This window comes from Rhizobium sp. NPDC092011 (genome assembly GCF_044756305.1).
GTDB lineage: Bacteria > Pseudomonadota > Alphaproteobacteria > Rhizobiales > Rhizobiaceae > Rhizobium.
Window position 1 is genome coordinate 204,605 of the sequence record NZ_JBIVSO010000009.1, and the last position, 24,333, is coordinate 228,937.

Here is a 24,333-nt window from a genome sequence, read left to right on the forward strand (position 1 = left end):
AAAGCGGTCTTCCGCAACCGTTGCTGCAGACCGGACGCGGAGGTGTCGATAGTCGTCAGGAACCGTCGTGCCTGCGCAGACCGAGGCTCAAGACGAGGCTGAGGAGCACTGCGCCGACCCCAAGAGAGAAGGGAGCGGCATAGCCGAGATGATCGGCAGCGATGCCGGCAATCGGGCCGGTAGCGCCGAGCGAGACGTCGAGGAAGATCGAGTATAGCCCAAGCGCGACGCCGCGGTTCTGCGGCGGGATGCGCACCATGGCCTCGTTGCCGAGCGCTGGGAAGACGGGCGCAAAGCCAGCGCCCGCAAGAGCCGCGCCAATGATGGCGACCGTCGGCGACGGGGCGAGCGCCAGCGCGGCGAGGCCGATCATTTCCACCACGAGCGAAATACGCACCAGTGGCAGGCCGCCGAACCGGGCAACGGCTTGCGCAAGGCCGAGACGAACGCCCATGAACGCGAGACCGAAGGCGCTGAGTGCGAAGGAGGCGCCTTCCCAGCCGCGGCTATGGAAAAACAGGGCGACAAAGGCCATGACGACGCCGAAGCCACTGGAAGCAAGGGCCAGCGCTACGCCGAAAGGCGCGACGCGGCTCAAGACCTGACCGGTGCCGATGCCCTTTTCCTTCACGCCAGGCACGGGTGGCCGCGTTTGTGCCAGCATCAGCCCGGCGACGGCAAGGATCATCGTCACCGCGCCGATGGAAGCGAAACCATATTGTCCCTGCAGCCACGCACCGAAGGGAGCGGCGAGCGCAATGCCGCCATATGTGGCGATGCCGTTCCATGAGATGATGCGCACGGTCTCGCGCGATCCCATCAGGCCTATCGCCCAGGTGATCGCCGCGGTGCTGACCCAGCTTTCACCGATGCCAAGCGCCAGTCGTCCCGCAAGCAAAAGGGCAAGGCTCGCTGCCGGGACGTGGACCGTGAAAGTCGATGCAATCGTCAGGATGCCCGAGAGCCCATAGGCAAGAAAGCCGAGGAGGACAGAGCGGCGCGGCCCGTATTGGTCGCAGAGCCGCCCCACATGCGCGCGACTGATGATAGTCGCCACATATTGCGTGCTGACGGCAATGCCGGCCCAGACGACACCGAAGCCGAGGCCGCTATCGACATAGGTCGGCAGCACCGCGAGCGGGAGGCCGATGGCTATATAGCCGAAAAATGTCAGTGCAACGATGGAAACGAGGGCCAGGGTCGAGTTGGACCGGATGGTCTGGGAGGCAGTGTTCACGGGATGTCGCCTGCGGGCACCGGTAGGAAAGGTGCCCAAACTGTTTGCCACGAAGGGTCGGGATTTCTTAATCGAATAGAGATGGCGGCGATAGCCGAATGGCTGCGCGTCGCCATGAATAACAGCTATCAGGCAAATACGGGCAGGGTCAACGAATTGCTGCCTTGCAGCAAAGTTCATTGACGGCATGGCGAGAATGTGCGTGCTGCGCCGAAGATCCAGCCATGGAGCGGGGCTGATAGCCCCGCTCAGCTGAGCTTCACATTGTCAGAACGACGCTGGCGGTGGTGCGGCCTGCTTCGAGATCCGCATGTGCCCGGGCCGCGTCCTTCAGCTCGTATTCGGCGCCGATCGGGTTGATCAATCCGGTCCGCAGATGCTCCATCAGGGCCGCGGTGCCCTGGCGATAAAGCTCCGGGTCGTTGGCGTAGGTTAGGACGCTGGGTCGCGACAGGGCGATGGCGCGTGGCGCCGTCAGTTCCTCTATTTCGATCGGCGGTATGGGGCCGGCGGCCTGGCCGAGGCTGGCCACCATGCCGAAGGGGCGCACGGCGGCAAGCGTCTGCGACAGCATCGTTCCGCCGATCCCGTCGACGGCCAGATGGACGCCGCGACGATCAGCGATGCGGCGGGTTTCCTCCACCCAATCTTCGGATGTGTGCAGAAGAACGATGTCGGCACCGGCCTCATAGGCAAAGCCTGCCTTGGCTTCCGATCCGACCGTGGCGATGACGTTGGCGCCGATCCGCTTGGCAAGGCGCGTAACGAGCTGGCCGAGACCGCCTGCGCCGGCATGAACCAGCACCCATTCGCCCGCTTTGACCGGGTAGACCTTTTGCAGCACCATATGGGCGGTAAGCCCGCGCAGCATCGTGCTGCCGGCCACCCGTTCGCTGACGCCTTCGGGCAGCTTTACGAGCCGTGCCGCGGAAAGCGTGCGCACCTCGGCATAGCTCCCGAGCGGATGGCCGATGTAGGCGACGCGATCGCCGACCTTCAGCCCGTCGACGTCGGCACCGAGCGCTTCGACAACGCCCGCACCCTCGAAGCCGAGGACGCTCTGGCCGGGCGGCAGCGGATAAAGGCCGGAGCGCACGTAGATGTCGACGAAGTTGACGCCGGATATGCTCTGGCGGATTCTTGCCTGGCCGGGGCCGGGGTCTGTTGCTGGGAGATCAACGGCTTTCATGGCCTCGGGTCCTCCGGGGCCGGTAACGGCAATCGCTAGGGGCATTGAGAAGTCTCCTTTCCCGAGATCTTTGACCACAAACTCCGGTCTGAATAAATTCGGTATGAACTCACCGCATCTGTGCAATAATGCACCGATGATCGACTGGCAGGACCTCCTTCATTTCGCCGCCCTGGCGCGAACGGGCTCGCTCTCGGCGGCGGCGCGCGAACTGGGCGTGGATCATGCAACCGTCGGCCGGCGCATTGCCGCATTGGAACGCTCTCTCGATCTCCGTCTGATCGATCGGCGGCCGCGCACGTCGCCGCTGACGGCTGATGGCCGCGCCATTGCCGAGCTCGTCTCCGGCATGGAAGAAAATGTCGAGGCTATCAGGCGCTATTCGAAGAGCGCCGTCGCCGGTCTCTCAGCGGCCGTCAAGGTCAGCGCGCCGCCTTCGATCGCGGCCCATCTTCTTGCGCCGAAGGCAGCGTTATTTCGCGCCGAGCATCCGGATATCACCTTGACCATTGCCGGCGTCACCCGCCGCGCGGCGCTCAATTATGGTGAGGCCGATATAGCCGTGCGCATGACGCGCCCGGAGGAAAGCGATCTTCTTGTGCGGCGCATCGGCGTCATGCGTTTCGGCCTCTATGCCATACCCACAGTGGCGCAAATGCCCGAGAAGGACTGGGCCTTCATCGGCTATGATTCGGCGATGGAGCATTTGACGCAGCAGACCTGGCTGCGCAGTCTCTTGGAAGGGCGCCCGATCGTGTTTCGTGCGACCGATGTCTTCGGTCAGCTGGAGGCCGCGCGTGCAGGTCTTGGTGTCGTTGCCCTTCCGGCCTTTCTGGGCGATGGCGAGGCAGGATTGGTGCGCCTGCCGGTCGCGATCCAGTCGCCCACGCGCGATTTGTGGCTCGTCACTTACCCCGATCTTCGCCGCTCTCCGGCGATCCGCGCCGTGATGGATTTTGTTACCGACACCATCGGCAAGAGCTGTCCATCGCGCGACAGCGCAGAGGGAGCCGCGTAGGACGAGGTCTGGGCCTTATTTTCCTGTTGCAGCTTGCCGGCGAATCTCTATCGATAATCGGATGAGCCTCCTACAACATCGGCCCGAAAATCGGTTCCGATTTTCGGAGAGCCCGATGCGTAGATTCAAAGGGTTAGAGCGTCTTTGTGCTTCTGAAAAGAAGCACGACGCTCTAATGGTCGGTGATCGATGACGAAGCTGGGCAGTTGGTTCATGGTGGACAGGGCAGATCTGGTCGCGGGCATATCGGTTGCCGGATTGATGCTGCCGGAAGCGGTGGCCTATGCCGGCATTGCCGGGTTGCCGCCGCATCGTGCCATTCTCGCCGGCATCGCCGGATGTCTGGTCTATGCCATATTCGGCCGCAGCCGTTTCGCGATCATCTCTCCCACATCTTCTTCCGCCGCCATTCTTGCCGCGACGTTGGCGGTCGTGCCCGGTGACGCCACGGTCAAGATGGCCCTTGCTACCGTCGCCGTAGCACTTGCCGGCGCCCTGTTCGTCGTTGCCGCGTTGCTGCGCCTCGGCGGCATCACTGGTTTCATCTCGCGGCCGGTTCTGCGGGGTTTCGCGCTGGGACTGGCGATAACAATCATTCTCCACCAGCTGCCGATCCTGGTTGGCGTTCCCGTGCAGGGCTCCAATATCTTCACCTATGCGGCCGCATTGTTCGGTGCGATCCTGCAATGGAACCCGATCAGCGTTACCGTTGGCGTCGTGGCGCTCGCGGCATTGCTCATGCTCAAACGTATGCCGGGCATTCCGGGTGCCTTCCTTGTGCTTGTCGCGGGTATTTTCGCTTCATACCTGTTCGGCCTCGAGGCGCATGGCGTCAAGCTGGTCGGCGCCATAGAGATCCTGCCGCAATGGCCGTCGCTGCCCGATGCCGGCTGGACGTCCTATTCGCGACTGGTGCAGTTTACAGTGCCTCTCGTGTTGATCCTGTTTGCCGAATCCTGGGGCACCATGCGGGCATTGGCGCTGCGTTATGGCGAGACGCTGGAGGTCAATCGCGAGCTCGGCGCGCTGGGCGCCGCCAACATTGCCAGTGCGCTCGTCCAAGGCATGCCGGTCGGGGCGGGCTTTTCCGCCGGCTTCGCCAGCGAGGCGGCCGGCGCGAAGACGCGCGCAACCACCGTATTTGCCGCCATCGGCCTTGCCATCCTGATTGCGTGTGCCGGTCCGCTGGTAGCTCTCCTGCCGGAGCCGGTGCTAGCGGCCGTCGTCATCGCCGCACTGACCCATGCGCTCGATCCGAGCCCAATTCTGCGCCTGCGCCGCCTGCATCGCGATTTCTACGTGGCGCTCGGGGCTGCGATCGGTGTGCTGATCTTTGGCGTGCTCAACGGCATGTTGCTGGCCATCGCGCTCTCGCTTGCCGCCATGATGCATCGTCTGGCGTCGCCCTATGTCGCCCGTCTGGGACGGCTTGGCGACAGCCATAATTTCGTTGATGTCAGCCGTCACGACGACGCGTCCGAGATGCCTGGTATCGCGGTCTGGCGCCCCGGCGAGACGCTGTTTTTCGGCAATGCCGACACGATCTTCGGTGAGATTCTATTGCGCAGCCACAGCGATACAGGGCTGCGCGCCGTCGTCCTCAGCCTGGAGGAGAGCTTCGATCTCGATAGCACTGCGATGGATGCCCTGATGGAATTCGATGGCGCCATGCGCCGCGCCGGCATCCGCTTGCAGTTCGCCCGCGTGCATGACCGCGTCCGCGATCTCATGACCGTCGCCGGAGTTACCGACGTCGCCAATCGCTGCAGCTTTAGCGTCGATGATGCCGTGGCGGCGGTGAAGGGAGCGGCGAACCCGGTGAACGCCTGAAAGCGGCGCTCAGTCGTGCAAAGTCCAGTAGCAAAGATGCTCGTGGATTGACTGGCCCTGCAGGCTGTTGATGAGGACGAAGTCCTTGGGTGTCCAGATCACAGGTTCATCGAGCATAATGTCGGGAACCACTCGGCCTCGATAGAGCAGCGTCATATGCGGTTCGACCCGCTTTTCCTTGGCAGGTGTAATGCCAGTGAGCCGCATGGAATAGACCAACTCCTCATAGATTGCCTTGAGCTCGGCATTTCCATTCTCGTTCCAAAGAACGAGAGGGCGATTGTCGCCATTGCCGAAGCTGACAGCCCGATCGAAATTCACGGAACAGCGTCGCCTTCTGACCCTTGATGCCGCTTCCATCGCCGCAAAAACCGTTTCTTCGGGCAGGTTACGAAACGATCCGATCTCATAAAGAGTCACATGGAAAAGATCAGGTCTTCTAGGCTTTGCGAAAAACCGGTGTTGTCGATAGAAATTACTTGCAAGCTTATGGCTTTGCGCAGCGATCTCCGGATCGGGAAGAATTGCAAAATAGAGTTCGCTGACCGGTCCTTGATCGGCCGGCAGTGGTGTTCGGCTGGACGATCCGCCGCTGAGATAGAGTGAGAGCTGGTTCTTGTTCTTCATGGGCTTGCTTCAAAGCATCGGCGCTTTGCCTCCTCCTGTTCCAAACGCCCCATAATAGGATCAGGCGATTATTGAATCAAGAACAAATCATGAACATTGTGATTCCTGAGTAGGCTATCTGCCGCTCTCAAAATATGATCGAATAAAAAGCCCATCTGATCTGTTCATCCCAAGTTCGGGCCCTCGTGCCCATCGTCAGCAACAGGGAATGACAATCATGTGCACCAGATCTGTCTTTACGGTCCTCTTCCTCGTTCTCATCGGCCTTGGTGCCGCGTCTTGCTCTACCTCGGGCGATCACAATTCCGGCGGCGGTATGACGCTGAGCGCTCCTCCGACCGGCGGCGGATATTGATTTCAGTATTGCCGTTGCCTGAGCCTCGCCCCATCGCTGTCAAAACGGTGGCAATTCCGGTTCTTCGCAAGAATCGGGTTGAATTCGAAGCGCCTGAGGACGATTTTCATGACAAGTGGAAACACAGGAGCTTTTCGTCATGAACGAGGCATCACAGCATTATCTGATTTTCGAAACCGCTGGCGGCTTCTGCGGCATCGCTTGGAACGATGTTGGCGTGTTGCGTTTTCAGCTGCCGACAAAGGACGCCAGCGCGACCGAACGTCTGCTTCTGCGCCGCCTGCCGAATGCGCAGCCGGGAACTCCGACCTCCGACATCGAGCAGGTGGTGGTGCAGGTGAAGCGCTATTTCTCAGGCGAGGAGATTGATTTCTCTGGTGTCACGCTCGACCTCGGCGAACAGGATGAGTTCTTCAAGCGGATTTACGATGCTGCCCGGCAGGTGACCTGGGGCCATACGACCACCTATGGCACGCTTGCCAAGCAGCTCGGCGCGGGACCGGAAGCGGCGCGCGATGTCGGCCAGGCCATGGCGAAGAACCCGGTCGCATTGATCATACCCTGCCATCGCGTTTTGGCCGCAGGCGGCAAGATCGGCGGCTTCTCCGCCCCGGGCGGCTCGAATTCCAAGGCCCGCATGCTGGAGCTTGAGGGCGTTCAGCTGGCACCACCGAAGCCGGTCCAGCAGTCGTTGGGATTCTAAATCGAAGTCCGGAGAATGACGCCGAGCCTAGTTCTGCGCCATTCGGCGGAGGCGTGAGAACAGCATTGTGTCCTTGTCGTTGAGACGGACAGGCTTCGGGTCGCAGTACCCTGCCTTTTCGGCAACGCGGATCGAGGCCGTGTTGTCAGGCGAGATCAGACAGACGCTCCGCTCGAAGTGCGGTTGCTCATCCAGCCATGTGGTGGCAGCGCTCAGCGCTTCGGTGGCAAATCCCTTGCCATGGGCCCATGCTGCCATCGCCCAACCGGCCTCGGGAATACTGCGGATCGACGGCTCCATGACCCGGTGAAAATCGGCAAAGCCCAGATCTCCGACATAACGGCCGGAAGATTTCTCGCGGATGGCCCAGTAGCCATGGCCAAGAAGCGGCCAGAGTCCATGATACGACAACATCCGCATCCACGATTCTCTCGGCGTCGATACCAGATTGCCGAAGATGTGCTTCACGACCAGCGGGTCGCTCCACATCGCCGCAAGAGGGCCGAAATCATCGACCGTATGCCCAGTGAGCAGGAGGCGTTCGGTTTCCAGCCGGGGAGGGGATGTCGTCGGTTTCATGTGGGTCGCTCTTCGGGTCTACTTTTGGGAATTCTGCCGCAGTCGTTCGGTCAGAGCATTTTCGCTCGGCAGGAACCAGACTTCGCGCCCCTTGTTCGCTTCGTAGACGAAATCCCGCAGCGCATCGCTGTCGGCGACCCATCGTGAGATATCGCCGATGACGGCAAGCTGGCAGCGATAATTGACGAATTTCTGGATGATTCCGCCGGCGATGCGGGTCGAGAGCCGGAAGAATTCGTCGCTCAGTCGCGATACGGGAACGGCGATCATGCTCGCCTCGGCGTCCCACGCAGCACTAAGCCAGTCGTTCACATCTCGCTCGCTGGCCAGCAATGGCCCGTTTTCATCACCAATGATGACTTTGTAGCCGGATAAATTCTTGACCATATGCATGCTGTTCGACTTCGCTTTCTGTTGGAAGATATGTCGCTATTCTTGTCTCTTATCGCCAGAGCGTGATGCTGAAAAGTATGGGCGGTCTTCGGACGACATCGCGCTCTGCTTATCGTTGCTAGAGGGGATTCAGGCAGGATCCGTCCGTTCAGCCGAGGTCGGAAGGCCTTTGCCGGATAGCCGCAGCACGGCGGCCACGAGCGCTTCAGGATCGGCGCCGGGATCGAATTGTCCATCGATCATCAGCAGCGCAAGGCCATGTGTCAGCGACCAGAGGAAGAGTGCGGCCGTGCCGATCTCCTTGGTGGGAAGACGCCTCGAGAGTCCCGTCTTGAGCACTTCGTAAGCATCGGAACGCAACGCACGTATCCGATCATGGGCCGAAAAAGCCCCTTTGAACCCCTCGCCGAACATCAGCCGATAGAGGCCGGGATTGTCGCGCGCAAAGGCAACATAGGCCATCCCCGCTGGTGCGAGCTGGCCCTTTGCGTTGCTCGGCGCCGCTTGCAGGCGTGCTGCGAGCTCCCCAAAGCCTCGCTCGGCCAGCGCCACGGCGATGTCATCCAGTCCGGAAAAGTGATGATAGGCCGCCGGCGCGGAAACGCCAACACGGCGCGCGATCTCCCGGATGCCGAGCGCGGTTGGTCCTCCCTCTTCAAGCAGGGCACGGCCTGCCTCAAGAAGGGCATTTCGCAGATCTCCATGATGATAGCGTGCCGGAGTGCCGGCTTCTCTCGTCGTCAATGCTTTTGTCTCACATCTTTACGGCGTTAAGATTATCGGCTAATTCTCTTTCGACTGCAATCCTGCCGTTACGGAGTTTCGGCGATGTCTCATATCCCGGCCTATGTCTATTGCCTGTTTCTCTTGCTGCTCTGGATGGGGGTCTCGCGGTGTCTGCCGCGCACGATTCGGGTTGAGCGCCTTGTGATCATGCCAATCCTTATGGCCATACTCGGTCTTCGCGGCTTTGAGGGGCTTTTCTCGCAACCGGACATATTCGATCTGCTCTCGGCAGCCTTGGGTCTATGTGTCGGCATGGCGATCGGCTGGCACCATGTCAGAGCCTGGAAGATCGGGATCGACAGAGAGAGAGGATCGCTTTCCTTGCCCGGCGACATCATGATGCTCGTGATTATCCTGGCGACCTTCGCGTTCGAATTCCTGCTGCATGCGGCAGCGGAAACTCATGCAGCATGGTTCGCTGCGCCCGCCGTGCGGCCGTTTGCAGCCGCGATCTGGGCTGGCTTCATCGGCATGTCCCTCGGCCGAAACCTGCATCTTTTTTCGCGCTACATGAATGTTCCCGCCGACCCTGTCGATCAGGCGGGATAGGGCGCCTCAGGCTGAACCACGCTCCCTGTCACCTTGCGTCAGCGGCAGTTTGCCGAGCCCATCGGCGAACCGGCGCACAAGCCGTGTGAGCGACTGCCGATCCTCATCCGTCCAGTCAGCGAGAACCTGCGTCAGGGCACGCCTGCGCGCTTCGCGCACGGCATTGAAGCGAGCGTTGCCTTCTTCGGTAATCTCGGCGATCGACCGGCGCCTGTCTTCGGTATCGGGGTTGCGGGTCAGTAGGCCGAGACTGTCAAGCCGAGCCAACTGGCGGCTGACTGTCGTATAGTCCCGACCGACCTGCTCCGCGAGTTCGGCGACACCAAGCGGCCCTTGCATCCCAAGGCGTGCGAGCAGAGGAAACAAGGCGCGATCGAGCTCGACGCCGGCCGCCCGTAGCAGGGCCTCGTCGCGCTGCGGAGCATTCAGGAAATTGACGATATCGAGCAGGCCGCCGGCCAGCTCATCGAGAATATGTGTATTTTGCACCTTTACAGATCCTGCCTTTTCAAATTAAGTGTATTATGCACATAAATAGCGAGGGCGCCATGCCTATGCCATCCAGAATTCTCGTCATTGTCGGCAGCGTCAGGCCGAACCGCATATGCCCTGTCGTGGCCGAGTGGGTGACAGCGGTCGGACGCAAAATCCTGCCTGCTGAGTTCGAGATCGTCGACCTCCGCGACTGGCCTCTGCCGATGGACAGCGAGCCGAGCATCCCGGCGACGGGAGACTATCGCACCGGTCTCACCAAGGCCTGGAGCGAAAAGATCGCCAGCGGTGACGCTGTCGTCTTCGTCAGCCCGCAATACAATTGGGGGTATCCGGCCGTATTGAAGAATGCGCTCGATCACCTCTATCGGGAATGGGCGGGCAAACCGGCGATGATCGTTACCTATGGCGGTCACGGCGGCAATAAATGTGCGGCACAGCTTCATCAGGTGCTGACCGGACTGAAGATGAGGCCGCTCGAAATCATGCCGGGTTTCACCCTGCCGCGCACCCTCATCGAGGCGAATGCCGGTGAGCTGGACCCGGCTGCGGAATTCGCCGAGGGTCGCGCGATGCTCGAGCAGGCTTTTGAAGAGATGGGCCAAGGCTGACCCTGTAACCCTACCGCTTCCATTTCTCCGATCGGTCGCTACGGCGAGGCTCCCTGGGGTCATGAGAAAGCTGCAATCGATCGCCACCAAAGGTGAGCTGCCTTTGTTCGGCACCAGGAATCGATGCTCGTAGCGAGGCAAATCGCGCCATGCAGAAATCGACATTCGCACTTTCCTTTCTCCTGCTCTTTGGTGCCGCTTCCCAAGCGCACTCGGCGGTCTGGCAGCCTTCGGCAGGTCATGTCCAGGTGCCGATCTGGCCCGGGGCCGTGCCGAATGCCGTGCCTGACGCCAAGCCCGAATCCGTTGGCACGGATGGGGCGACGGTCAGCGATGTCAGCCGACCGACGATGACCGTTTATGCCCCTGAAGGTGCCAACACCGGTGCAGCTGTGGTCGTGTTTCCTGGCGGTGGTTACAAGGTTCTGGCCATGGGCATAGAGGGCACGGAGATCTGCGATTGGCTGACCTCGCGCGGCATCACCTGCGTGCTGTTGAAGTATCGGGTTCCTCGCTCGGGACCGACATGGGAGAAAGGGCATCGCCATTATCCCAAGGTGGAAACGGCCCTGCAGGATGCCCAGCGCACGCTGGCGCTGGTGCGCCAAAACGCCGAGCAGTGGCATGTCGATCCCCATAGGATCGGCGTCATCGGCTTTTCGGCTGGCGGACATCTTGTCGCCGCCGTCAGCACGCATTTCGCTGAACGAACATATGCGCCGGTCGATGACGCGGACAGGCTGAGCAGTCGGCCGGATTTCGCCATTGCCCTTTACCCCGGCCATTTATGGATGCACGAGGACGAGGACCGCGACAATCGCAACGAGGCGGATATGAGGCTGCGTCCGGACATCCGCGTCAGGCCCGACACTCCGCCAACCTTTCTGGTGCAGGCAGAGAACGACGATGTCGACGGCATCGAGCAGTCGCTGGCCTACTACATCGCCCTGCAGAAAGCCGGTGTCTCGACGGAAATGCACCTGTACGCGCAGGGTGGCCACGCCTTCGGTCTTCGCAAGGCCGACCTTCCCATTGGCCAATGGCCGATGCTGGTGGAGCGGTGGCTGCATACGATCGGCGTGCTTGAGCCGCAGAAAGGCAACTGATCGCCGCCATCTGGCTTGGCCATGCGCTGGTCCGGAAGCGGCAACTATGTGACGACAGACTTATCGCGTTCGATCGCCAACTTCAGTTCGCGATAATGCTGCGTCAGTGTCACCAGATCGAAAGCGCGATTGAGGCCGCTCGGGTTGGGGAGCACCCAGATCGAGGTGCCGGCAAATGCCTCTGGTTGCTTGCCCCAGTCGACATCGGTCCGAAGGCTGATTGCGGCGTAAGCCGCCTTGCCCAGAAATGCCAGATTGGCCGGAGCAAGCTTTCGGATCTTGTCTTCCAGCACAGGGGCGGCGGCAACGTAATCGCTCTTTTTCAGCTCGCTCGCGCTCTTCGTCGGGCGGGAGACCGCCGATGTCAGGCCGAGACCATATTCCAGCATCTCCAGCTCTTCCTCAGCCCGCAGCAGGCGAGGGGTGAAGCCGGCAAGATGCAGCACCCGCCAGAAGCGGTTGCTGCGGTTGGAAAAATTATGGCCGTCCCGCTGCGCCGAAAGCGCAGGGTTCAATCCGCAGAAAATCACCGACAGACGAGGCGCCAGAATTTCCGCCAGCCCGTTTGTCGGTTCCGCGTTGTCTATCGGCTCATTCATCGTTTGCTGCGCGACACCAGATTTTCCCTGATCTTCTCGAGCCAGCCGATGACCCGGCCGACCGTTTGTCCGCCTGCGCCGAAGAGTTCGGCTAGTTCCGCTTCGGCTTTCTCACGCAGCGTTGTTTCCTGATCCGGCAGCGGCGGCAGGATATGCGAGAAGTAGGTCTTGTCCAGCAGCCGATGAAGCAGGCGTTCGCCCGGAAAGGGCTCGTCGTTGTTGAGCGCCCGGGCCGCCTTGAGGAGGGTGCGGATGTCGTACTGGACGGGGCTGATGTCGGGCACCTGCTTGTGCAGGCCCAGAAGCGTGTAGACGCCGACGCGGGCTGTGCGGATCGAGCTGTCCATCGTGAAGATGATATCGTTCGACGTTTCGACGAACTGGCCCATCAGCGCCAGGTTGGTGCATCCTGCCGGCACGACATGCGGCCTGTCGCCTGCGGCACGCGGCATGAACATGGCGGTGATGTATGGCATCAGGGCAAGGCGCGCCTTGGTGTTGGCGACAACAGCATCGAGCTGATCCTCGATCCCCAGATGATAGCAGAGCTCGGCGATGATCTCCCGGCCGGTGCAGGCGGGCATCGGCTTCTTGATGTAATTTCCCTCCTTGTCCATCAGCAGCGCATACACCCAGACGACCAGCACGTCGTCCGGCTGTTCGGGGAAATGCGGCTGACGGTTGCAGGTGAAGCTCAGAACCCAGTTGGAATCGGTGAAGGTGATGATCCCGCCGGTGACGGTCTTTCCCGAATAGGGATCGTTGACCGAAAGCTCCTTCAGCTTGTCCACGAAGGGGGAAGGCTTGCAGGTCAGCGTGACCGACTCCCACATCGATTTTTCGGTGTCGCCGTAGAATTTCTCCGGCTTGCCGAAGATCGGCGACTTCTGCGCAAGGTTCTTCCACAGTGTCCAGTCGCTGGCCTCGCCGGGCTCGTGCCGTCCGCGCTGAAGCACGGGCGCGGTCTCCATGTCGCCATAGGCGGTGCCTTCCGTCATCGATCCGGTCAGCGCAAACACCACATCGTTCGGCCCGACGGCGATGACATCATCCTTGCCGTCGATATCAGCGCGGATCGCCGTTACGGTGCGCGCATCGCCGTCGACCGCCATGTCGAGGTCATAGGCGCGAGTGCCGAACTGAACTTTGACACCATGCTCCTGAAGGTGCCGGACGAGCGGTCGCACGAAACTGTCATACTGATTGTATTTCGGAAAGATCAGCGCCGACATATCCTTTAGCCCATCGAGCGCATCGAGGAAGCGGTGCATGTAAAGCTTCATCTCGAGCAGGCTCTGCCAGTTCTCGAAGGCAAACATCGAACGCCAAAGGTACCAGAAATTGGTTTCGAGGAAGCCGGCGCTGAAATATTGCTCGATGGTGATGTCGTCGAGGTCTTCCTTGCGTTTTAGCAGCAGCCGGATCAGCTCCCATTGCTGCGAGCGCGTCAGGCCAAGTGTCGAGAAGTCGCGGATCTCGCCGCGTTTGTGCATCAGCCGGGCTTTGGAGAAATTGGGGTCGTTGTCGTTGACCAGACGATACTCGTCGAGGACGCTGTAGCCTTCGGGCAGTTCAAGCGCCTGAATGTCCTGGAACATGTCCCACAGGTTATCGTAGTTCCAGTTCATCTCGCGGCCGCCGCGGATGATGTAGCCTTCATCGGCATTGCCCGCGCCGTCGAGCGAGCCGCCCTCGATATCGATCGTATCGAGGATGGTAATGTCTTTTCCCGCCATACGGCCGTCGCGGATCAGGTAGAAGGCGGCGGCAAGACCGGCGATGCCGCTGCCGATGATCCAGGCCTTGCGTCCTTCCACCTGGTTCCCAGGCACGGGGCGGTTGCGCATATAGGCGCCCATCATGTCCGGCGGCGGCAGGGTATTTTCCGGGCGGTGGTGCCAATAGCCTGCGGTGGTGTCGTTCTCCACCGCGAATGCCTTGCTGCTATCCTGGCTGGAGTTTGGCGCGCGTGTCATGGAAGCCTCCAATCTGTCGACGATGTCAGTGGTTCAAGACGTCGGACCCGACCTTGAGGCCGGAGTGTATCTCGTTCCAACATATATCACAGGGCGTATTCGTCCATGACAGGAATGAGGCAAAGCCAACTCCTTTCGAGACAGCTCACGCAGCGCAGTAGATCTGCGCCACCGCGCCTCCCGGAAAGGCTTTGGAGCTTGCAAGCTTGAGGCGCATCGGCGCATCAAGTTCCGAGAACAACGACAAACCCTTGCCCAGCACGACGGGACAAACCAGGAGGACGTACCGGTCAATCAGCCCCAGGGCGATGAGGCTACGCGCAAAGCTTACGCCGCCATGAGCTATGATCGGTTTGCCATCCTGAGCTTTCAGCCTGGCGATTTCTTGGGCCAGATCGCCGTTTGCCACATAGGCCTCCGCCCAGCTCTCAGCACCCGACTGCCGCTCACCGGACTGCCTATTCCCCACATGGGCGCGGACTTCATCGAGCGTCGCGGGTCCTTGCCGTGAAAAGACGACCTTCGGAATCTGATTCATTGGCGGAGCGAACATGTCTGTGGATGTCGGCCACCAGCCAGCCATGCTCCGGAAGGTTCGGCTGCCCATGATGTGAAGCCCGGCGTCCCATAGGGTTTCAACGGACCAGTTTTTCGCTTCCTGATCGGCGCCGAACATCCATTTGTTGGTGCCATCCATGTCACTCACGAAGCCGTCGATCGATATCGACATTTTCAAGATCAACTCTCTCACCGCTCTCTCCTCGTTTCGGTTCTATTCCGAGGACGGACGAGATTGGTGATTGCCGACAGCTTATTGTGATTTTCTAGGAGGATTCAGGAAAAGCGTGCGGGAGCTTTCCGTCGGGATTTGCATGAAGCAAGGCGCCAGAGCGGTTCTCGCATTCCGTGAGGAAGATGAGCCGCCCTGGCGAACTATACGCTTATTCCCACTCTATTATCAATAGATAGCTTAACAATTTGAAATCACTGCATAAAAAAATATTCTTACCTGTAATATACCGTCCGCCGGCCCGTCAAAAAACGACGCTCTTGAAAACATTGGAGTTTTCGATCTGGGCGCGAAAATCGTGCTTTCGGGGACTATCGTCAAGCACGCGAGAGCGTAAGACATTATACCGCTCGCGTCGTTCCCCCCGAATCTACGTGATAACCTTGCACGATGTAACCGCCACCGATCAATCAAGATCGTCAGCCACCTCCCCCCATCGTCAGGCTTGCCCAGTCCGGGAAGCTGCCGCGTTCAAGGATAGCTCGCACGACGCGGACCACCAACTGGTCGGCGAGGTCGAGATCCACCTTGGACTTCGGTGACAGTACACCCGAATGGACCGCGTCTGAGCGGGCCTTATAAAGGTGCTTCATCTCGTCGAAAATCGTAGCGCGTTCGTTCGCATCCTCTCCCAGAAGCCAGGCGGCGCGGCTGCCGATCTTATAGGTGATTTCGGTATTCGACGTTCCGAGGTCGTGCATCAGCACGATTTCCGCCGCCATGCCCAAATCGAGAGCGCGGTCGACGGGATGGGTTGCCAGCCGCGAGCGCCCGAGCCGATCAATCGCACGGGTAAGGCTGTCTCCTTCGGCGAATGCCGCGAGCTGCCCGAAGGCGGTCTTGATCATCGCCATGTCCGCGGGGAAAGCCACTAGCGGGTGAGCCGCAAACGGGCGACCGGACATGGTGCCCCCAGCCGACAACAAGGCGCGGCGATCCGACAGAATTACCGACATCGGCAACTCGACCCCGCCACTGGAGCCAAGCAAACAGGCGAGCCGGAAACGACGGCGGATTGCATCACGCGCTGTTGAGGCGGGCTGTGTTATACTGCCCCCGGCTGGCCCATTTGCTTCAATGGGGCGTTGCTCAAAGGCTGGCTTTACCTTGTAGGACTGAATGAGGAAGCCGGTTCCGGTGGGCATGCTCGGCCACGAATATCGCCAAGGGTAGTCGAACGCGCTGAAGATGTCGGCCGCTGGCGGCACAAGGCGAACACCATCGCCCAGTTCACAGGGCTCGTTAATCTCGATGCCAAGCACCGGTGAAACGTCCTCGTAGACTGCGGCATTCCGCGCCACTTCGTCCGTGAAGAGTGCAACGATATCTTCCGGCGCTATTTTTTCGACGAGCCGGTCAATCGCCCATTCACCGACGCGGCCCCCAACGATAGAGCCGCCGCCGTCACCACTAAACACCCAACACGTCGCGAAATCGGAGAACGGCTCCGCGCCGGAGAGATATTGATCGACGCGGTGCTTCGCCTCGCCGCGCCAGAGTGAATAGTCGCTGCCGCGGTGGATCTCGGCGAGTTCTCCAGCGATCCCGCGCAGGAATGCTACCGCGTCGGGGGCAGTGTCCGCTCCCCTCATTCGTCCCACCGCCCAAGGTTCACGTCGACGAAGCCGGCCGGGTAGCCCCGGGCCATTACGCCGAAATTGGGCTCGCCTTCGCTATGAACGGCGAGGACATGCTCAGGACCGAGCGGCTGATGCGTGTAGAGGTCGAACGCATGTTTGTCCGGCTGGCAGCCGAGCAACCGGCCATATGTGGCAACCACTGCCTCAGCCGCCGAGTAACCATGACGGGAATGGGCGAGCGGCATGGCAATCTCCAGGACACGTGGCCGACCGATCTGCTTCAGCATGTCCTGAAGCGCCGCATCTCGCTGCCAGAAATAGGCTGACTCGCCGCCCCAGCTCTCGAGCAGCAATTCAACGCCGCCGTCTTCGACGTCAACGGGATGCGAGACCATCCAGAACTTGTGGGAGCGGGAGTCGAGCTGATCGCTTTGATACGGGCTGTCAGCGAACAAGCGATCGGCGACCTCTTGGCTGAATGCGCCAGCAGCGACTTGCGCCGCGAAGCGTGATCGGATGGTGTCGAGGCTAGATGGATAAATCCCGCCTTGCCGGAGAATGTCGACTTCTGCGTTGGTCAGGCGGGTATAGTGCCAGGCGCGGATCGTGCGGACTTCCATCAGCCGCATGATATGCTCCCTCACCCAAATGAACTCGCCCGCGTAAGGATTTTCGGGATAAGGCATGGTGTGATCGGAGGCCTCACGCTCCAGCCATTGGCGGCGTGAGGTGAGCATGTAATTGCGGATGACATCGGCGTGGGCGTCGAGGTTGCCGCGCAACTCGCTGTCGAAGGTTTCGACGTCCCAGACGTCAATGATGGCGACGCCCTCAGTCATGCCTCATTCTCGCTTCTCGCTGCGATCCGCGCGCATGACGGGCCGACCAACTCCCAAACACCTTCAATGACCGATTCCAGAGAAACAGCGTCGAGTTCGAGCGACGCGGCGTAAGCGCGCCATTGCCGCTGCTTCCCTTCGTCGCCAGACATCTCGACCGAGAGGCCTGGTGGGCGTTCTTTCGGGATCGGCGTCCGCCGGCGCTCGAACGTCGCGCGGATGGCCGCATCTAGATCGTCAGCGGAAATGTCGATCGCGCGCGGGATCGCCCACAGGTCGTAATAGTCCTTCATGCGTCCGTTGAGGACGCCAAGCGCCACCATCGCCTGGAATTTCTCGGCGATCACTGTGGCGGGCGGATAGGAACGAACTTGCGGAGCGGGAAGATCAAGTAGGGTCGGATAGTCAAGCCGCTGCGTCGCATCGGCCATAGCGTCGCCGAAACCGATATCGATCGTGACGGGAATGCGCGTCCTTTCGAGATAGGCCACGGTCTTAAGGCGAACGCCGCCATATTCCATCTCTTCTCGAATAACCGTCGCAGCGAGCGCGTCGATATCGAACGCGAGGCCATCGTCGCTCTCGATCGCCATGATCTCCCCGAAGTCAGCGATCAGATGGTCAGGATCGGCGTCCCCATGTCCGAGAAAGTCTGCATCCCGCGTCACCCGATTGTCGTCGGCCACCCAGACCGTGACCAGCATGCCGCCTTTCAGGACGAAGCGGTCCCTATGTGCTGAGATCGACAGCCGATAAAGCAGCCGTTCGAGCGCGAACCGCACCAGCAGGACGTCGAATGCGCGACCTTCTTTGCGGGCGATATTGAGCAGCCGGTCCTTGATCGACTTCGCTATATTCACTGGTGCTTTAGCCATTGGAGGTGAGCGCCTCAAGATAAGGTTGCATCACCTTCCAAGCGCCGCCGGCCTTCGCGGCCTGGGCAACTGCGCTCGGAGTTGCCTTGCGTTGCTGAAGAGCAGCGCGCAGCCCTTCTACAGCGACTGACCGGTCGATCAGTTTGGGATTTCGGAAGAGGTCGGCAAGGGTTTTGGGAATCGAATAGACCGGGACGTCGAGCCCAGCGATCGCATGATACTCAATGCCTTGTCGCAGATAGGCCTCCGTGAAACGAACCATACGCAGCGGAGGATATGACTGAACCGGGGCCCAATCGCTCGTGCCGATGGCCATCCAAACGCGCCGTGGCATCTGGTCGGTCAGCCCATGAAAGGCGAGTGCCGACACCAAAGCAATCACGCCTTTGGGGGCACGCATGCTAGCTTCAGCAAGGATCTGGTTCTCTTCGACCTCTGCGCCACGCTTCTGATAAACGCCACGCGAAATGCGCTCGATTTCACCCTTCTCGACGGCGCGGGCGATCGTTTGCGCGCTAATGCCAGCTTCACGCAGTTCATGCGAACGCATCATGCTGCGCACATTGAGTAGGCTCCTGAGCTTTGCCTTTTGCGAATCTTGCATCGAGGGCACGTGACAATTCCTCCAATCGATCCCGATCTTATCAGAGGTTTTGTCACGTGTCATGCATACGGAAAGCTTATCCGAAAGTTCGTGCATCAACGTACCGCGGAGCGCCGACATGTCCGGCCCGAACGAGCCGCTTTACTCAGCCTGTTGATCGCGACACAGTTCTCCGCCTCAATCCATCCATTTCAATGCCAGGGGGTCAGACGTGGAATCCACGCTAGCGGCGGCAAAGACCCGCTCACGGATTTGAACGAATTCTCGCTCTCTCAAAGCATGTTCGAAATGCTCGGCAACAACCAGATGGTGAGCATGATGTGCATCCCTACCGCAATCGCATTGCTCGGGGTGTTCGATGCGATGCCAGCGAGACTCGTCATCAACCCGGAAATAGCAGCCTCGGGTAATGCCAAACCCACCGGGACGGGTGCCGAAGTGATCGACCGCCAATTCCGTGAGCAACATCGTACCGTCTTCTTGCCCCTCCAGATAGATACCCTTGCCATACTGGCCTGAACTGGCCGCATAAGGATGCCGGACCAATCCGTCGATTTCTAACGCAACGCTTGTGCGCTCGCGCAGGAGATGGGTCAGATTCGGGAAGATCAGGTCACCCGCCCCCGTGCCGAGGAAGAGCGTTTCTTCCGTCAGGTAAAAGGTCGTTTCGCCCAATAGAGTCTCAGGCTTCGCCGCATCCGCCAACCAGAACCGCCGATAATAGGCTGTGGTCTGGCCCGTGCGGCGAATGTCCTTCATATTATATTCGGGGAGCGGCAGGCCGCGGTCAAAGAAGTCGATACCAATTCCATCGCCTTCGACCTCCCGCTTTACCCAAGGGATCGACAGCAGTGACGCCATGACCGGGTCCACCGCTGGCCCAGGAAACAGCGCCTCGCATGTGAGTTCAGGGAATCGTGCGGCATAGCTCCGGAAGACTGATGACGGTGCGAAAACCCGAGTCATGATGCAGTCGTCGGGTAGCGGTCCGTGCAACGGCCCCACCATGAACGCGGACTGCACCAAACAGCGATGACGCCCGGAGGCGGTCGTAATCTCGACTAGGTCGACCGTTTGAAGGTCGCGCGCGCGCAACGCCTTCCGGCTGAGCACATAAATGCAGCCGCGATCGTCCGCAGGCTCATACCAAGCTCGTTGCCGAACCACGAAAAGCGGATCTTCGAAGCAATCCTCGATCATTTCACCGCAGGGCTCGCTTCGGTAGCTGTTAGCGGCAAACCAACAGGCTACGGCTGGGTCCGCCGTCGCATCCAGAAAGAACGATCGCCAACCATAGTGCTGCAAGATGGCCTGATCCGTCGCCAGATCGGTGAGGCCGTCAAATCCTTTGACGTAGGTAGATAGGATGGCGCGTGAATAGTGCCACCATTTCAGCATACGCGAAGGAATACACCCGTGGCGATCAAAGCTCGTGCGAAGATCGGGACCGCCGTCGGCGCGCAGATATTCTTTAGTTTGACCGCGAAATAAGGCGCCGGGCGCCAAACTATTAAAGAAATTCAGCAGCTCATCAGTTGTCTGGCAGTTGACCGTTTCCAAATACCTCCTCCTTATATTCACTAAACATCTTGGTTCCCCACGGGAATATCGCTGTACGAAAACTGACAATCCGCAAGCACTGCAGTGCAGACATACGGGCCGCCGCGACCATCAAGGCGGCCTGCCTCCGAGATCAGGTGTAAATTTTTTCGTGGGCGCGAACAGATTACGTAAAGAAGCTTTTTCGCGCTCTCTTCTTTGTTTTCGTCGGCAAAATGGGGAACCATTCCCTCCAAGAGCGCGAAGGCTATGACGGTGTCAAACTCCAATCCCTTGACACCATGGATCGTAGAGATCGTGATACCGGTCCGACTGGCGAACGTGCGACGGAACATGCCAATGTCGTTCACTCCCTGAACACCGCTTGCCTGCAACCGCTCGATCTGTCGCTCGGACCTCGCGAAGAAGGTTTCGTGGTGCTCGGCGAGGAGGACGTACTCTGCTGGATCGAAACCCATCGCGTCGCTGAACTCATCGAAAAACAGGCGCAGGAATTCCAGCCCATCCTGAGAATCGATCTGGATGGAGTTGCAAATCCGAAGCACATCTCGCCGGGAGATGTCCGGTAGCGCCACCCCGGCATGGTGTAGGTCGGCAAGCACTTCGCCCGCCCATCGCAGGCGCCGGACGAACAGCCGTGGAGAAGGCTCGGTAAGCGCCAAGCGTGCCACCTTGTACCAGAAATTGTCCTGATCGCGAGCAAATGGCGCCATTCCCGGGCCGTCGAACGGCTGATCCGGCATTGCGCCCATGAGGCGTCGGGTCAACGCTGCGAGCGAGACCCACCAAGGGCCGACGATGCATATCTCGTTCGGCGGGATGTGCAGGTGCTCGATATTATACCGGATAAGACGGACGATCTCGTCCTCAAAACCTTGATGCGCGACCTCCTGATCAAAACTGATCTTGCTCGGATAATCCTTGACCTGACCTTCTGCAGTCACAACGGCCGGCACAACATGGTAATTGGCATAATACTCAACGATACGCTCGGAGGACCGATAATTGATGGAGAGGCTTTTCGGCTCCATCGCAAGCCCGGATAGCTGCTCGAAATCGGCACGCGGCATCGCATAGCCGCCCAGCGATGTGAAAATGGATTGGTTCGGGTCGCCGACCAGGAATGCCTGCGTCCGGCCGGCGCCGGCCTTTAGAATTGATGCGACGACAGCGTACTGAATCTCCTTAGTGTCCTGAACTTCATCCACGAGGATGAATTTGAATATGCGGCTGAGCAGGATCGAGATTGAGGGATTGTCCCTTACCAGTTCCCATGCGTAGCGAAGGATCATCTCGAAATCAACGCGGCGCTCTTCGCGTAGCTGCGCCCAAAATGTCTCCAGCATGGAGCGCACGGAGGCCCGCCGATTAGGTGGAGCGGCCAGCACCACGTTGGTAGTGGTGAAGTAGTAGCCACAGATTTGCGACCCGATCCTCGGGATCATCTGCGACCCAAGTGCGTCCAAGCGGCGCTCGCTCTCGTGTTGATCAACGACGCGGAATCCGTGCTTCAACTGCTCGTGAAGGATGGCGTAGGGCCGCAGAATCCAATCGAGGCAGAAGGAATGGATGGTCCCGATCCAAAGTCGGCTGGTATCGACGCCCAGCCGCTCAATGCGCTCCTCGATTTCTTCCGCTGCTCGGTGGGTGTAGGTGATCGCAACGACCCATTGTTTCTCGGACTCCAACCGGGATAGTTCGAGGGCAATCTTGTAGGTGAGCGCCCGTGTTTTGCCGCTGCCGGGACACGCGCTCAAGAAAACGCTGCCTGGATGCTCGATGGCATCAACCTGCTCTTCATTTAGGTCATCTTTGCCCCACACGAAGACCATTAGACATAACCCAGCACGTCAAGGATCGCGTCACCCGGCAAAGTGGCGGCGACACCATCGATCAATGCCTGCGTGTCAGCCTGACCAGTGCGAAACTGACGCACCACCTCCCGCAGCTCATCGAAATAATCTTCACCGAGGAGGTCAGGCAGGGCACTCTTGCCCATACGGTATTCGACCATATTGGCCGCTACCGCATGCGAGATCCGGCCGTGTGCCGCGAACACAGCTTCCGTAATATAGCTCGGGATTCGGGCATTGTGGGTGACTAGCTTGGCGAGCTGAATGGCGAACCAGCCTTTTCCAGCACCCTTGGCCATCGTGATGATGCGCGTGCCATAGGACGCAGGATCGGTTGAGCGCAGCTCCGTAGTCGCCGTGGCGATAGTTGGCGGATCGACATAAACCGAAGGCAGCGCCGCCACTGCGATCTCAGCGTTGCCGGCGGCGATAAAATCCACCTCGAACGTGTGGGATGCGAGGTGGAGCGACAGCCAGTTGTTGCCGTCTATCCAGGCGGTCAGGCGAGCACGTCTTGCCAGTCCGGCACTCTGTGACCCGGCAGCCTTCTCCTTGGCCTTAATTTCGCTATCACTATCGAGTGGATCGGGTGTGATATCGAAATACGCGGTGTCGAGATCGGTGATGATTGCACAGCGTTTCCGAACGCGCTGGTCATGGAACAGCACCGCGACGTTCTCGAATCCGGTGCTGCGGATATTAACGAGGCTGATGCCAAGCTCGTCGAGGCTGACCCCATAGACCTCCTTAATGAGCGCTGGAACCAAGATCTCCTCGGCATCGCCTTCCACAAGAATGACGCTCTTTGCAAACAGGAGATTGCTGCGGACGGCGTCGAGATAACGCTGAATGCTGCGAATGACGGGTGTCGTTAGGCCGGCGGCAGGTTGATACGCTTCGCAGCGGACACCTTGACGGCCCAGTATGTTGACGTTCTCCACATTGCTGACTTCCGAGATCTGCGTCGAGTGGGTCGAATAAATGACCTGCGTGTCGGGGTAGGTCAGCTTGTCAAACAGCGTCTTCTGGATGTGCGTATGGATGTGCGCTTCGGGCTCCTCGATGAGAAGGAAGTTGGCGCAGGCCCGTTTGGACTGCTGATATTTGAACTCCAGCAGCTTGAGCGTCAGGAAAATAAGGTTGGCGCCGCCGAGGCTCAGCTCATGAATGGCGCCTTCATATTCCTCGTCGGTTTCGCCTACAAAGAGCTTGAGCGATTGAAATAGCTTGTCGGCCTCAGTCGGCACGCCCGAGCGGATCGACAGCCTGGCCGGGGAATAGGCCTCGCCGGCCGCGTCGCGAATGGTCTGACGAATATGTGTCCGGATTTCGGTAACGTCTGACAGCTCTTCGATGGCATCGTTCAGGTCATTCACTCGTTGCGTGATCGGGTCCAACTTATCGGAATCCAGCTCGCCACTCTTGCCTCGCAGCAAGGTGAGGAGCGGATTGGTTCGCTGGCCCTGAAATTCACTCACAACATCGCGCAACGCTTGAACGAACGTGAAGCAAACCTCTTTGCTGACCGAGAGAACTGCCGGCATACGCCCACCAATTTCAGGCGGACTTAGCTCTTGGGGAAATTCGACGGTTTCGAAATTGCCGACTAAGGATCGGTAAACCGCCGGATCAGAAAAATCTGCGGTACTCTTGCCGGTAAAGAGGGACTCGTAGTCGTCAATCGTAATGGTTTTCAGGAGAGCGTCGAGGCCTGCCTGATCGCCGGCGACCAGTTCACCAAGTTTGGCGCGTATCGCGGCATTTGGTCGGAAGATCAGATTGTAGGTAGCAGTGCCAATCTGTTCATCCTCGACCACACCGGTGCCATGCAGAAAAAGGGCCTGAATCGCTTCATCCTGGGAGACCTCGGCAAATTCGACGCTGATGATAATCCAATGACCGCGCCAGTTTCCAAGTCCGCGATGAAAATCGCCATCGTCAAGCTTGTGTGCCCATCGCAGCATGTCGTCGTCGAGCATCAACCGAATGGCGCGGAAGAGGTTAGTCTTCCCCGAACCATTTTCCCCGATGACGGTGTTGATACCGGCGTTGAACTGAAAGGTCGCGTTGGCGAAGTTGCGATAATTCACCAACTGAACACGCGATATGTGCATTCCGGCCGCCCCCCCCAAATAGCAATCGGCTTTGTTTCTTTGGCGGATGCACGGAATTTTCCACCACG

The 24,333-nt window shown here is 59.6% G+C and carries 24 protein-coding genes; 7 read left to right on the forward strand and 17 right to left on the reverse strand.

What is annotated here, in order from left to right:
* Window positions 1–55: 55 nt before the first annotated feature.
* Window positions 56–1,237 carry an MFS transporter gene (locus tag ACIQJ2_RS28080; protein WP_400676379.1) on the reverse strand — a complete coding sequence of 394 codons (1,182 nt, stop codon included), beginning with the start codon at window positions 1,235–1,237 and terminating at the stop codon, window positions 56–58.
* Between the two features lie 259 nt (window positions 1,238–1,496).
* Window positions 1,497–2,471: a quinone oxidoreductase family protein gene (locus ACIQJ2_RS28085; protein ID WP_400676381.1), complete on the reverse strand. Its 975-nt coding sequence runs from the start codon at window positions 2,469–2,471 to the stop codon at window positions 1,497–1,499.
* Window positions 2,472–2,529: 58 nt separating this feature from the next.
* Here ACIQJ2_RS28085 and ACIQJ2_RS28090 point away from each other — a divergent pair, with 58 nt between their 5' ends.
* On the forward strand, window positions 2,530–3,444 hold the full coding sequence (locus tag ACIQJ2_RS28090) for a LysR family transcriptional regulator (RefSeq protein WP_246762099.1): 915 nt from the start codon (window positions 2,530–2,532) through the stop codon (window positions 3,442–3,444).
* A gap of 189 nt (window positions 3,445–3,633) precedes the next feature.
* Window positions 3,634–5,274 carry a SulP family inorganic anion transporter gene (locus tag ACIQJ2_RS28095; RefSeq protein ID WP_400676383.1) on the forward strand — a complete coding sequence of 547 codons (1,641 nt, stop codon included), beginning with the start codon at window positions 3,634–3,636 and terminating at the stop codon, window positions 5,272–5,274.
* A 9-nt stretch (window positions 5,275–5,283) separates the two neighbouring features.
* On the opposite strand, the gene ACIQJ2_RS28100 is transcribed toward ACIQJ2_RS28095, so the two are convergent.
* Entirely contained in the window at window positions 5,284–5,901 is a 618-nt protein-coding gene (locus ACIQJ2_RS28100; protein ID WP_400676385.1) for a 2'-5' RNA ligase family protein, read from the reverse strand.
* Between the two features lie 217 nt (window positions 5,902–6,118).
* Between ACIQJ2_RS28100 and ACIQJ2_RS28105 the strand changes: the two genes are divergently transcribed.
* Both ACIQJ2_RS28105 and ACIQJ2_RS28110 read left to right on the forward strand, forming a co-directional pair.
* Window positions 6,119–6,256 carry a hypothetical protein gene (locus ACIQJ2_RS28105; RefSeq protein ID WP_400676387.1) on the forward strand — a complete coding sequence of 46 codons (138 nt, stop codon included), beginning with the start codon at window positions 6,119–6,121 and terminating at the stop codon, window positions 6,254–6,256.
* A gap of 139 nt (window positions 6,257–6,395) precedes the next feature.
* Window positions 6,396–6,959: a methylated-DNA--[protein]-cysteine S-methyltransferase gene (locus ACIQJ2_RS28110; RefSeq protein WP_199148747.1), complete on the forward strand. Its 564-nt coding sequence runs from the start codon at window positions 6,396–6,398 to the stop codon at window positions 6,957–6,959.
* Between the two features lie 27 nt (window positions 6,960–6,986).
* Here ACIQJ2_RS28110 and ACIQJ2_RS28115 read toward each other — a convergent pair whose 3' ends face one another.
* The 3 genes from ACIQJ2_RS28115 to ACIQJ2_RS28125 form a co-directional block, all read right to left on the reverse strand.
* Window positions 6,987–7,538: a GNAT family N-acetyltransferase gene (locus ACIQJ2_RS28115; protein WP_400676389.1), complete on the reverse strand. Its 552-nt coding sequence runs from the start codon at window positions 7,536–7,538 to the stop codon at window positions 6,987–6,989.
* Between the two features lie 18 nt (window positions 7,539–7,556).
* Entirely contained in the window at window positions 7,557–7,925 is a 369-nt protein-coding gene (locus tag ACIQJ2_RS28120) for a DUF4180 domain-containing protein (RefSeq protein ID WP_400676390.1), read from the reverse strand.
* 135 nt (window positions 7,926–8,060) lie between these two features.
* Window positions 8,061–8,675, reverse strand: a complete 615-nt coding sequence (locus tag ACIQJ2_RS28125; RefSeq protein WP_400676392.1) for a TetR/AcrR family transcriptional regulator — start codon at window positions 8,673–8,675, stop codon at window positions 8,061–8,063.
* A 54-nt stretch (window positions 8,676–8,729) separates the two neighbouring features.
* Here ACIQJ2_RS28125 and ACIQJ2_RS28130 point away from each other — a divergent pair, with 54 nt between their 5' ends.
* Window positions 8,730–9,266 (forward strand): DUF6622 family protein, encoded by a 537-nt coding sequence (locus ACIQJ2_RS28130; protein ID WP_400676492.1) that lies wholly within the window; start codon window positions 8,730–8,732, stop codon window positions 9,264–9,266.
* A gap of 6 nt (window positions 9,267–9,272) precedes the next feature.
* Here ACIQJ2_RS28130 and ACIQJ2_RS28135 read toward each other — a convergent pair whose 3' ends face one another.
* Window positions 9,273–9,755 (reverse strand): MarR family winged helix-turn-helix transcriptional regulator, encoded by a 483-nt coding sequence (locus ACIQJ2_RS28135; protein WP_400676394.1) that lies wholly within the window; start codon window positions 9,753–9,755, stop codon window positions 9,273–9,275.
* A gap of 59 nt (window positions 9,756–9,814) precedes the next feature.
* Between ACIQJ2_RS28135 and ACIQJ2_RS28140 the strand changes: the two genes are divergently transcribed.
* Entirely contained in the window at window positions 9,815–10,369 is a 555-nt protein-coding gene (locus ACIQJ2_RS28140) for an NADPH-dependent FMN reductase (RefSeq protein WP_400676396.1), read from the forward strand.
* 149 nt (window positions 10,370–10,518) lie between these two features.
* On the forward strand, window positions 10,519–11,475 hold the full coding sequence (locus ACIQJ2_RS28145; protein ID WP_400676398.1) for an alpha/beta hydrolase: 957 nt from the start codon (window positions 10,519–10,521) through the stop codon (window positions 11,473–11,475).
* A gap of 44 nt (window positions 11,476–11,519) precedes the next feature.
* On the opposite strand, the gene mug is transcribed toward ACIQJ2_RS28145, so the two are convergent.
* The 10 genes from mug to ACIQJ2_RS28195 form a co-directional block, all read right to left on the reverse strand.
* Window positions 11,520–12,074, reverse strand: coding sequence for a G/U mismatch-specific DNA glycosylase (gene mug, locus ACIQJ2_RS28150; protein ID WP_400676400.1), 555 nt, complete (start codon window positions 12,072–12,074; stop codon window positions 11,520–11,522).
* The gene (locus ACIQJ2_RS28155; protein ID WP_400676402.1) at window positions 12,071–14,050 is read right to left on the reverse strand and encodes an oleate hydratase; all 1,980 of its coding nucleotides are present in this window, start codon (window positions 14,048–14,050) and stop codon (window positions 12,071–12,073) included. The genes mug and ACIQJ2_RS28155 overlap by 4 nt, the downstream gene beginning before the upstream one ends.
* Window positions 14,051–14,195: 145 nt before the next feature.
* A complete protein-coding gene (locus ACIQJ2_RS28160) occupies window positions 14,196–14,801 on the reverse strand; it encodes a dihydrofolate reductase family protein (protein WP_400676404.1) in 606 nt (201 codons plus the stop codon).
* A gap of 458 nt (window positions 14,802–15,259) precedes the next feature.
* On the reverse strand, window positions 15,260–16,432 hold the full coding sequence (locus ACIQJ2_RS28165) for a hypothetical protein (protein ID WP_400676406.1): 1,173 nt from the start codon (window positions 16,430–16,432) through the stop codon (window positions 15,260–15,262).
* Entirely contained in the window at window positions 16,429–17,259 is an 831-nt protein-coding gene (locus tag ACIQJ2_RS28170; protein ID WP_400676408.1) for a hypothetical protein, read from the reverse strand. Before ACIQJ2_RS28170 ends, ACIQJ2_RS28165 begins: the two co-directional genes overlap by 4 nt.
* Entirely contained in the window at window positions 17,256–18,134 is an 879-nt protein-coding gene (locus ACIQJ2_RS28175; RefSeq protein ID WP_400676410.1) for a nucleotidyl transferase AbiEii/AbiGii toxin family protein, read from the reverse strand. The genes ACIQJ2_RS28170 and ACIQJ2_RS28175 overlap by 4 nt, the downstream gene beginning before the upstream one ends.
* Window positions 18,127–18,738 carry an AbiEi antitoxin N-terminal domain-containing protein gene (locus ACIQJ2_RS28180; protein WP_400676494.1) on the reverse strand — a complete coding sequence of 204 codons (612 nt, stop codon included), beginning with the start codon at window positions 18,736–18,738 and terminating at the stop codon, window positions 18,127–18,129. Before ACIQJ2_RS28180 ends, ACIQJ2_RS28175 begins: the two co-directional genes overlap by 8 nt.
* A gap of 177 nt (window positions 18,739–18,915) precedes the next feature.
* On the reverse strand, window positions 18,916–20,298 hold the full coding sequence (locus ACIQJ2_RS28185) for an FRG domain-containing protein (RefSeq protein ID WP_400676412.1): 1,383 nt from the start codon (window positions 20,296–20,298) through the stop codon (window positions 18,916–18,918).
* A 20-nt stretch (window positions 20,299–20,318) separates the two neighbouring features.
* Window positions 20,319–22,130: a UvrD-helicase domain-containing protein gene (locus ACIQJ2_RS28190; RefSeq protein ID WP_400676414.1), complete on the reverse strand. Its 1,812-nt coding sequence runs from the start codon at window positions 22,128–22,130 to the stop codon at window positions 20,319–20,321.
* Window positions 22,130–24,265 carry an ATP-dependent nuclease gene (locus ACIQJ2_RS28195; RefSeq protein WP_400676416.1) on the reverse strand — a complete coding sequence of 712 codons (2,136 nt, stop codon included), beginning with the start codon at window positions 24,263–24,265 and terminating at the stop codon, window positions 22,130–22,132. The genes ACIQJ2_RS28190 and ACIQJ2_RS28195 overlap by 1 nt, the downstream gene beginning before the upstream one ends.
* Window positions 24,266–24,333: the final 68 nt, after the last annotated feature.

Bases quoted from the DNA above. Each gene is read 5' to 3' on its own strand.
- ACIQJ2_RS28085 (WP_400676381.1), bottom strand. From the start codon at position 2,471: ATGCCCCTAGCGATTGCCGTTACCGGCCCCGGAGGACCCGAGGCCATG.
- ACIQJ2_RS28090 (WP_246762099.1), top strand. From the start codon at position 2,530: ATGAACTCACCGCATCTGTGCAATAATGCACCGATGATCGACTGGCAG.
- ACIQJ2_RS28095 (WP_400676383.1), top strand. From the start codon at position 3,634: ATGACGAAGCTGGGCAGTTGGTTCATGGTGGACAGGGCAGATCTGGTC.
- ACIQJ2_RS28100 (WP_400676385.1), bottom strand. From the start codon at position 5,901: ATGAAGAACAAGAACCAGCTCTCACTCTATCTCAGCGGCGGATCGTCC.
- ACIQJ2_RS28105 (WP_400676387.1), top strand. From the start codon at position 6,119: ATGTGCACCAGATCTGTCTTTACGGTCCTCTTCCTCGTTCTCATCGGC.
- ACIQJ2_RS28110 (WP_199148747.1), top strand. From the start codon at position 6,396: ATGAACGAGGCATCACAGCATTATCTGATTTTCGAAACCGCTGGCGGC.
- ACIQJ2_RS28115 (WP_400676389.1), bottom strand. From the start codon at position 7,538: ATGAAACCGACGACATCCCCTCCCCGGCTGGAAACCGAACGCCTCCTG.
- ACIQJ2_RS28120 (WP_400676390.1), bottom strand. From the start codon at position 7,925: ATGGTCAAGAATTTATCCGGCTACAAAGTCATCATTGGTGATGAAAAC.
- ACIQJ2_RS28140 (WP_400676396.1), top strand. From the start codon at position 9,815: ATGCCTATGCCATCCAGAATTCTCGTCATTGTCGGCAGCGTCAGGCCG.
- ACIQJ2_RS28145 (WP_400676398.1), top strand. From the start codon at position 10,519: ATGCAGAAATCGACATTCGCACTTTCCTTTCTCCTGCTCTTTGGTGCC.
- mug (WP_400676400.1), bottom strand. From the start codon at position 12,074: ATGAATGAGCCGATAGACAACGCGGAACCGACAAACGGGCTGGCGGAA.
- ACIQJ2_RS28155 (WP_400676402.1), bottom strand. From the start codon at position 14,050: ATGACACGCGCGCCAAACTCCAGCCAGGATAGCAGCAAGGCATTCGCG.
- ACIQJ2_RS28165 (WP_400676406.1), bottom strand. From the start codon at position 16,432: ATGAGGGGAGCGGACACTGCCCCCGACGCGGTAGCATTCCTGCGCGGG.
- ACIQJ2_RS28170 (WP_400676408.1), bottom strand. From the start codon at position 17,259: ATGACTGAGGGCGTCGCCATCATTGACGTCTGGGACGTCGAAACCTTC.
- ACIQJ2_RS28175 (WP_400676410.1), bottom strand. From the start codon at position 18,134: ATGGCTAAAGCACCAGTGAATATAGCGAAGTCGATCAAGGACCGGCTG.
- ACIQJ2_RS28180 (WP_400676494.1), bottom strand. From the start codon at position 18,738: ATGCAAGATTCGCAAAAGGCAAAGCTCAGGAGCCTACTCAATGTGCGC.
- ACIQJ2_RS28190 (WP_400676414.1), bottom strand. From the start codon at position 22,130: ATGGTCTTCGTGTGGGGCAAAGATGACCTAAATGAAGAGCAGGTTGAT.
- ACIQJ2_RS28195 (WP_400676416.1), bottom strand. From the start codon at position 24,265: ATGCACATATCGCGTGTTCAGTTGGTGAATTATCGCAACTTCGCCAAC.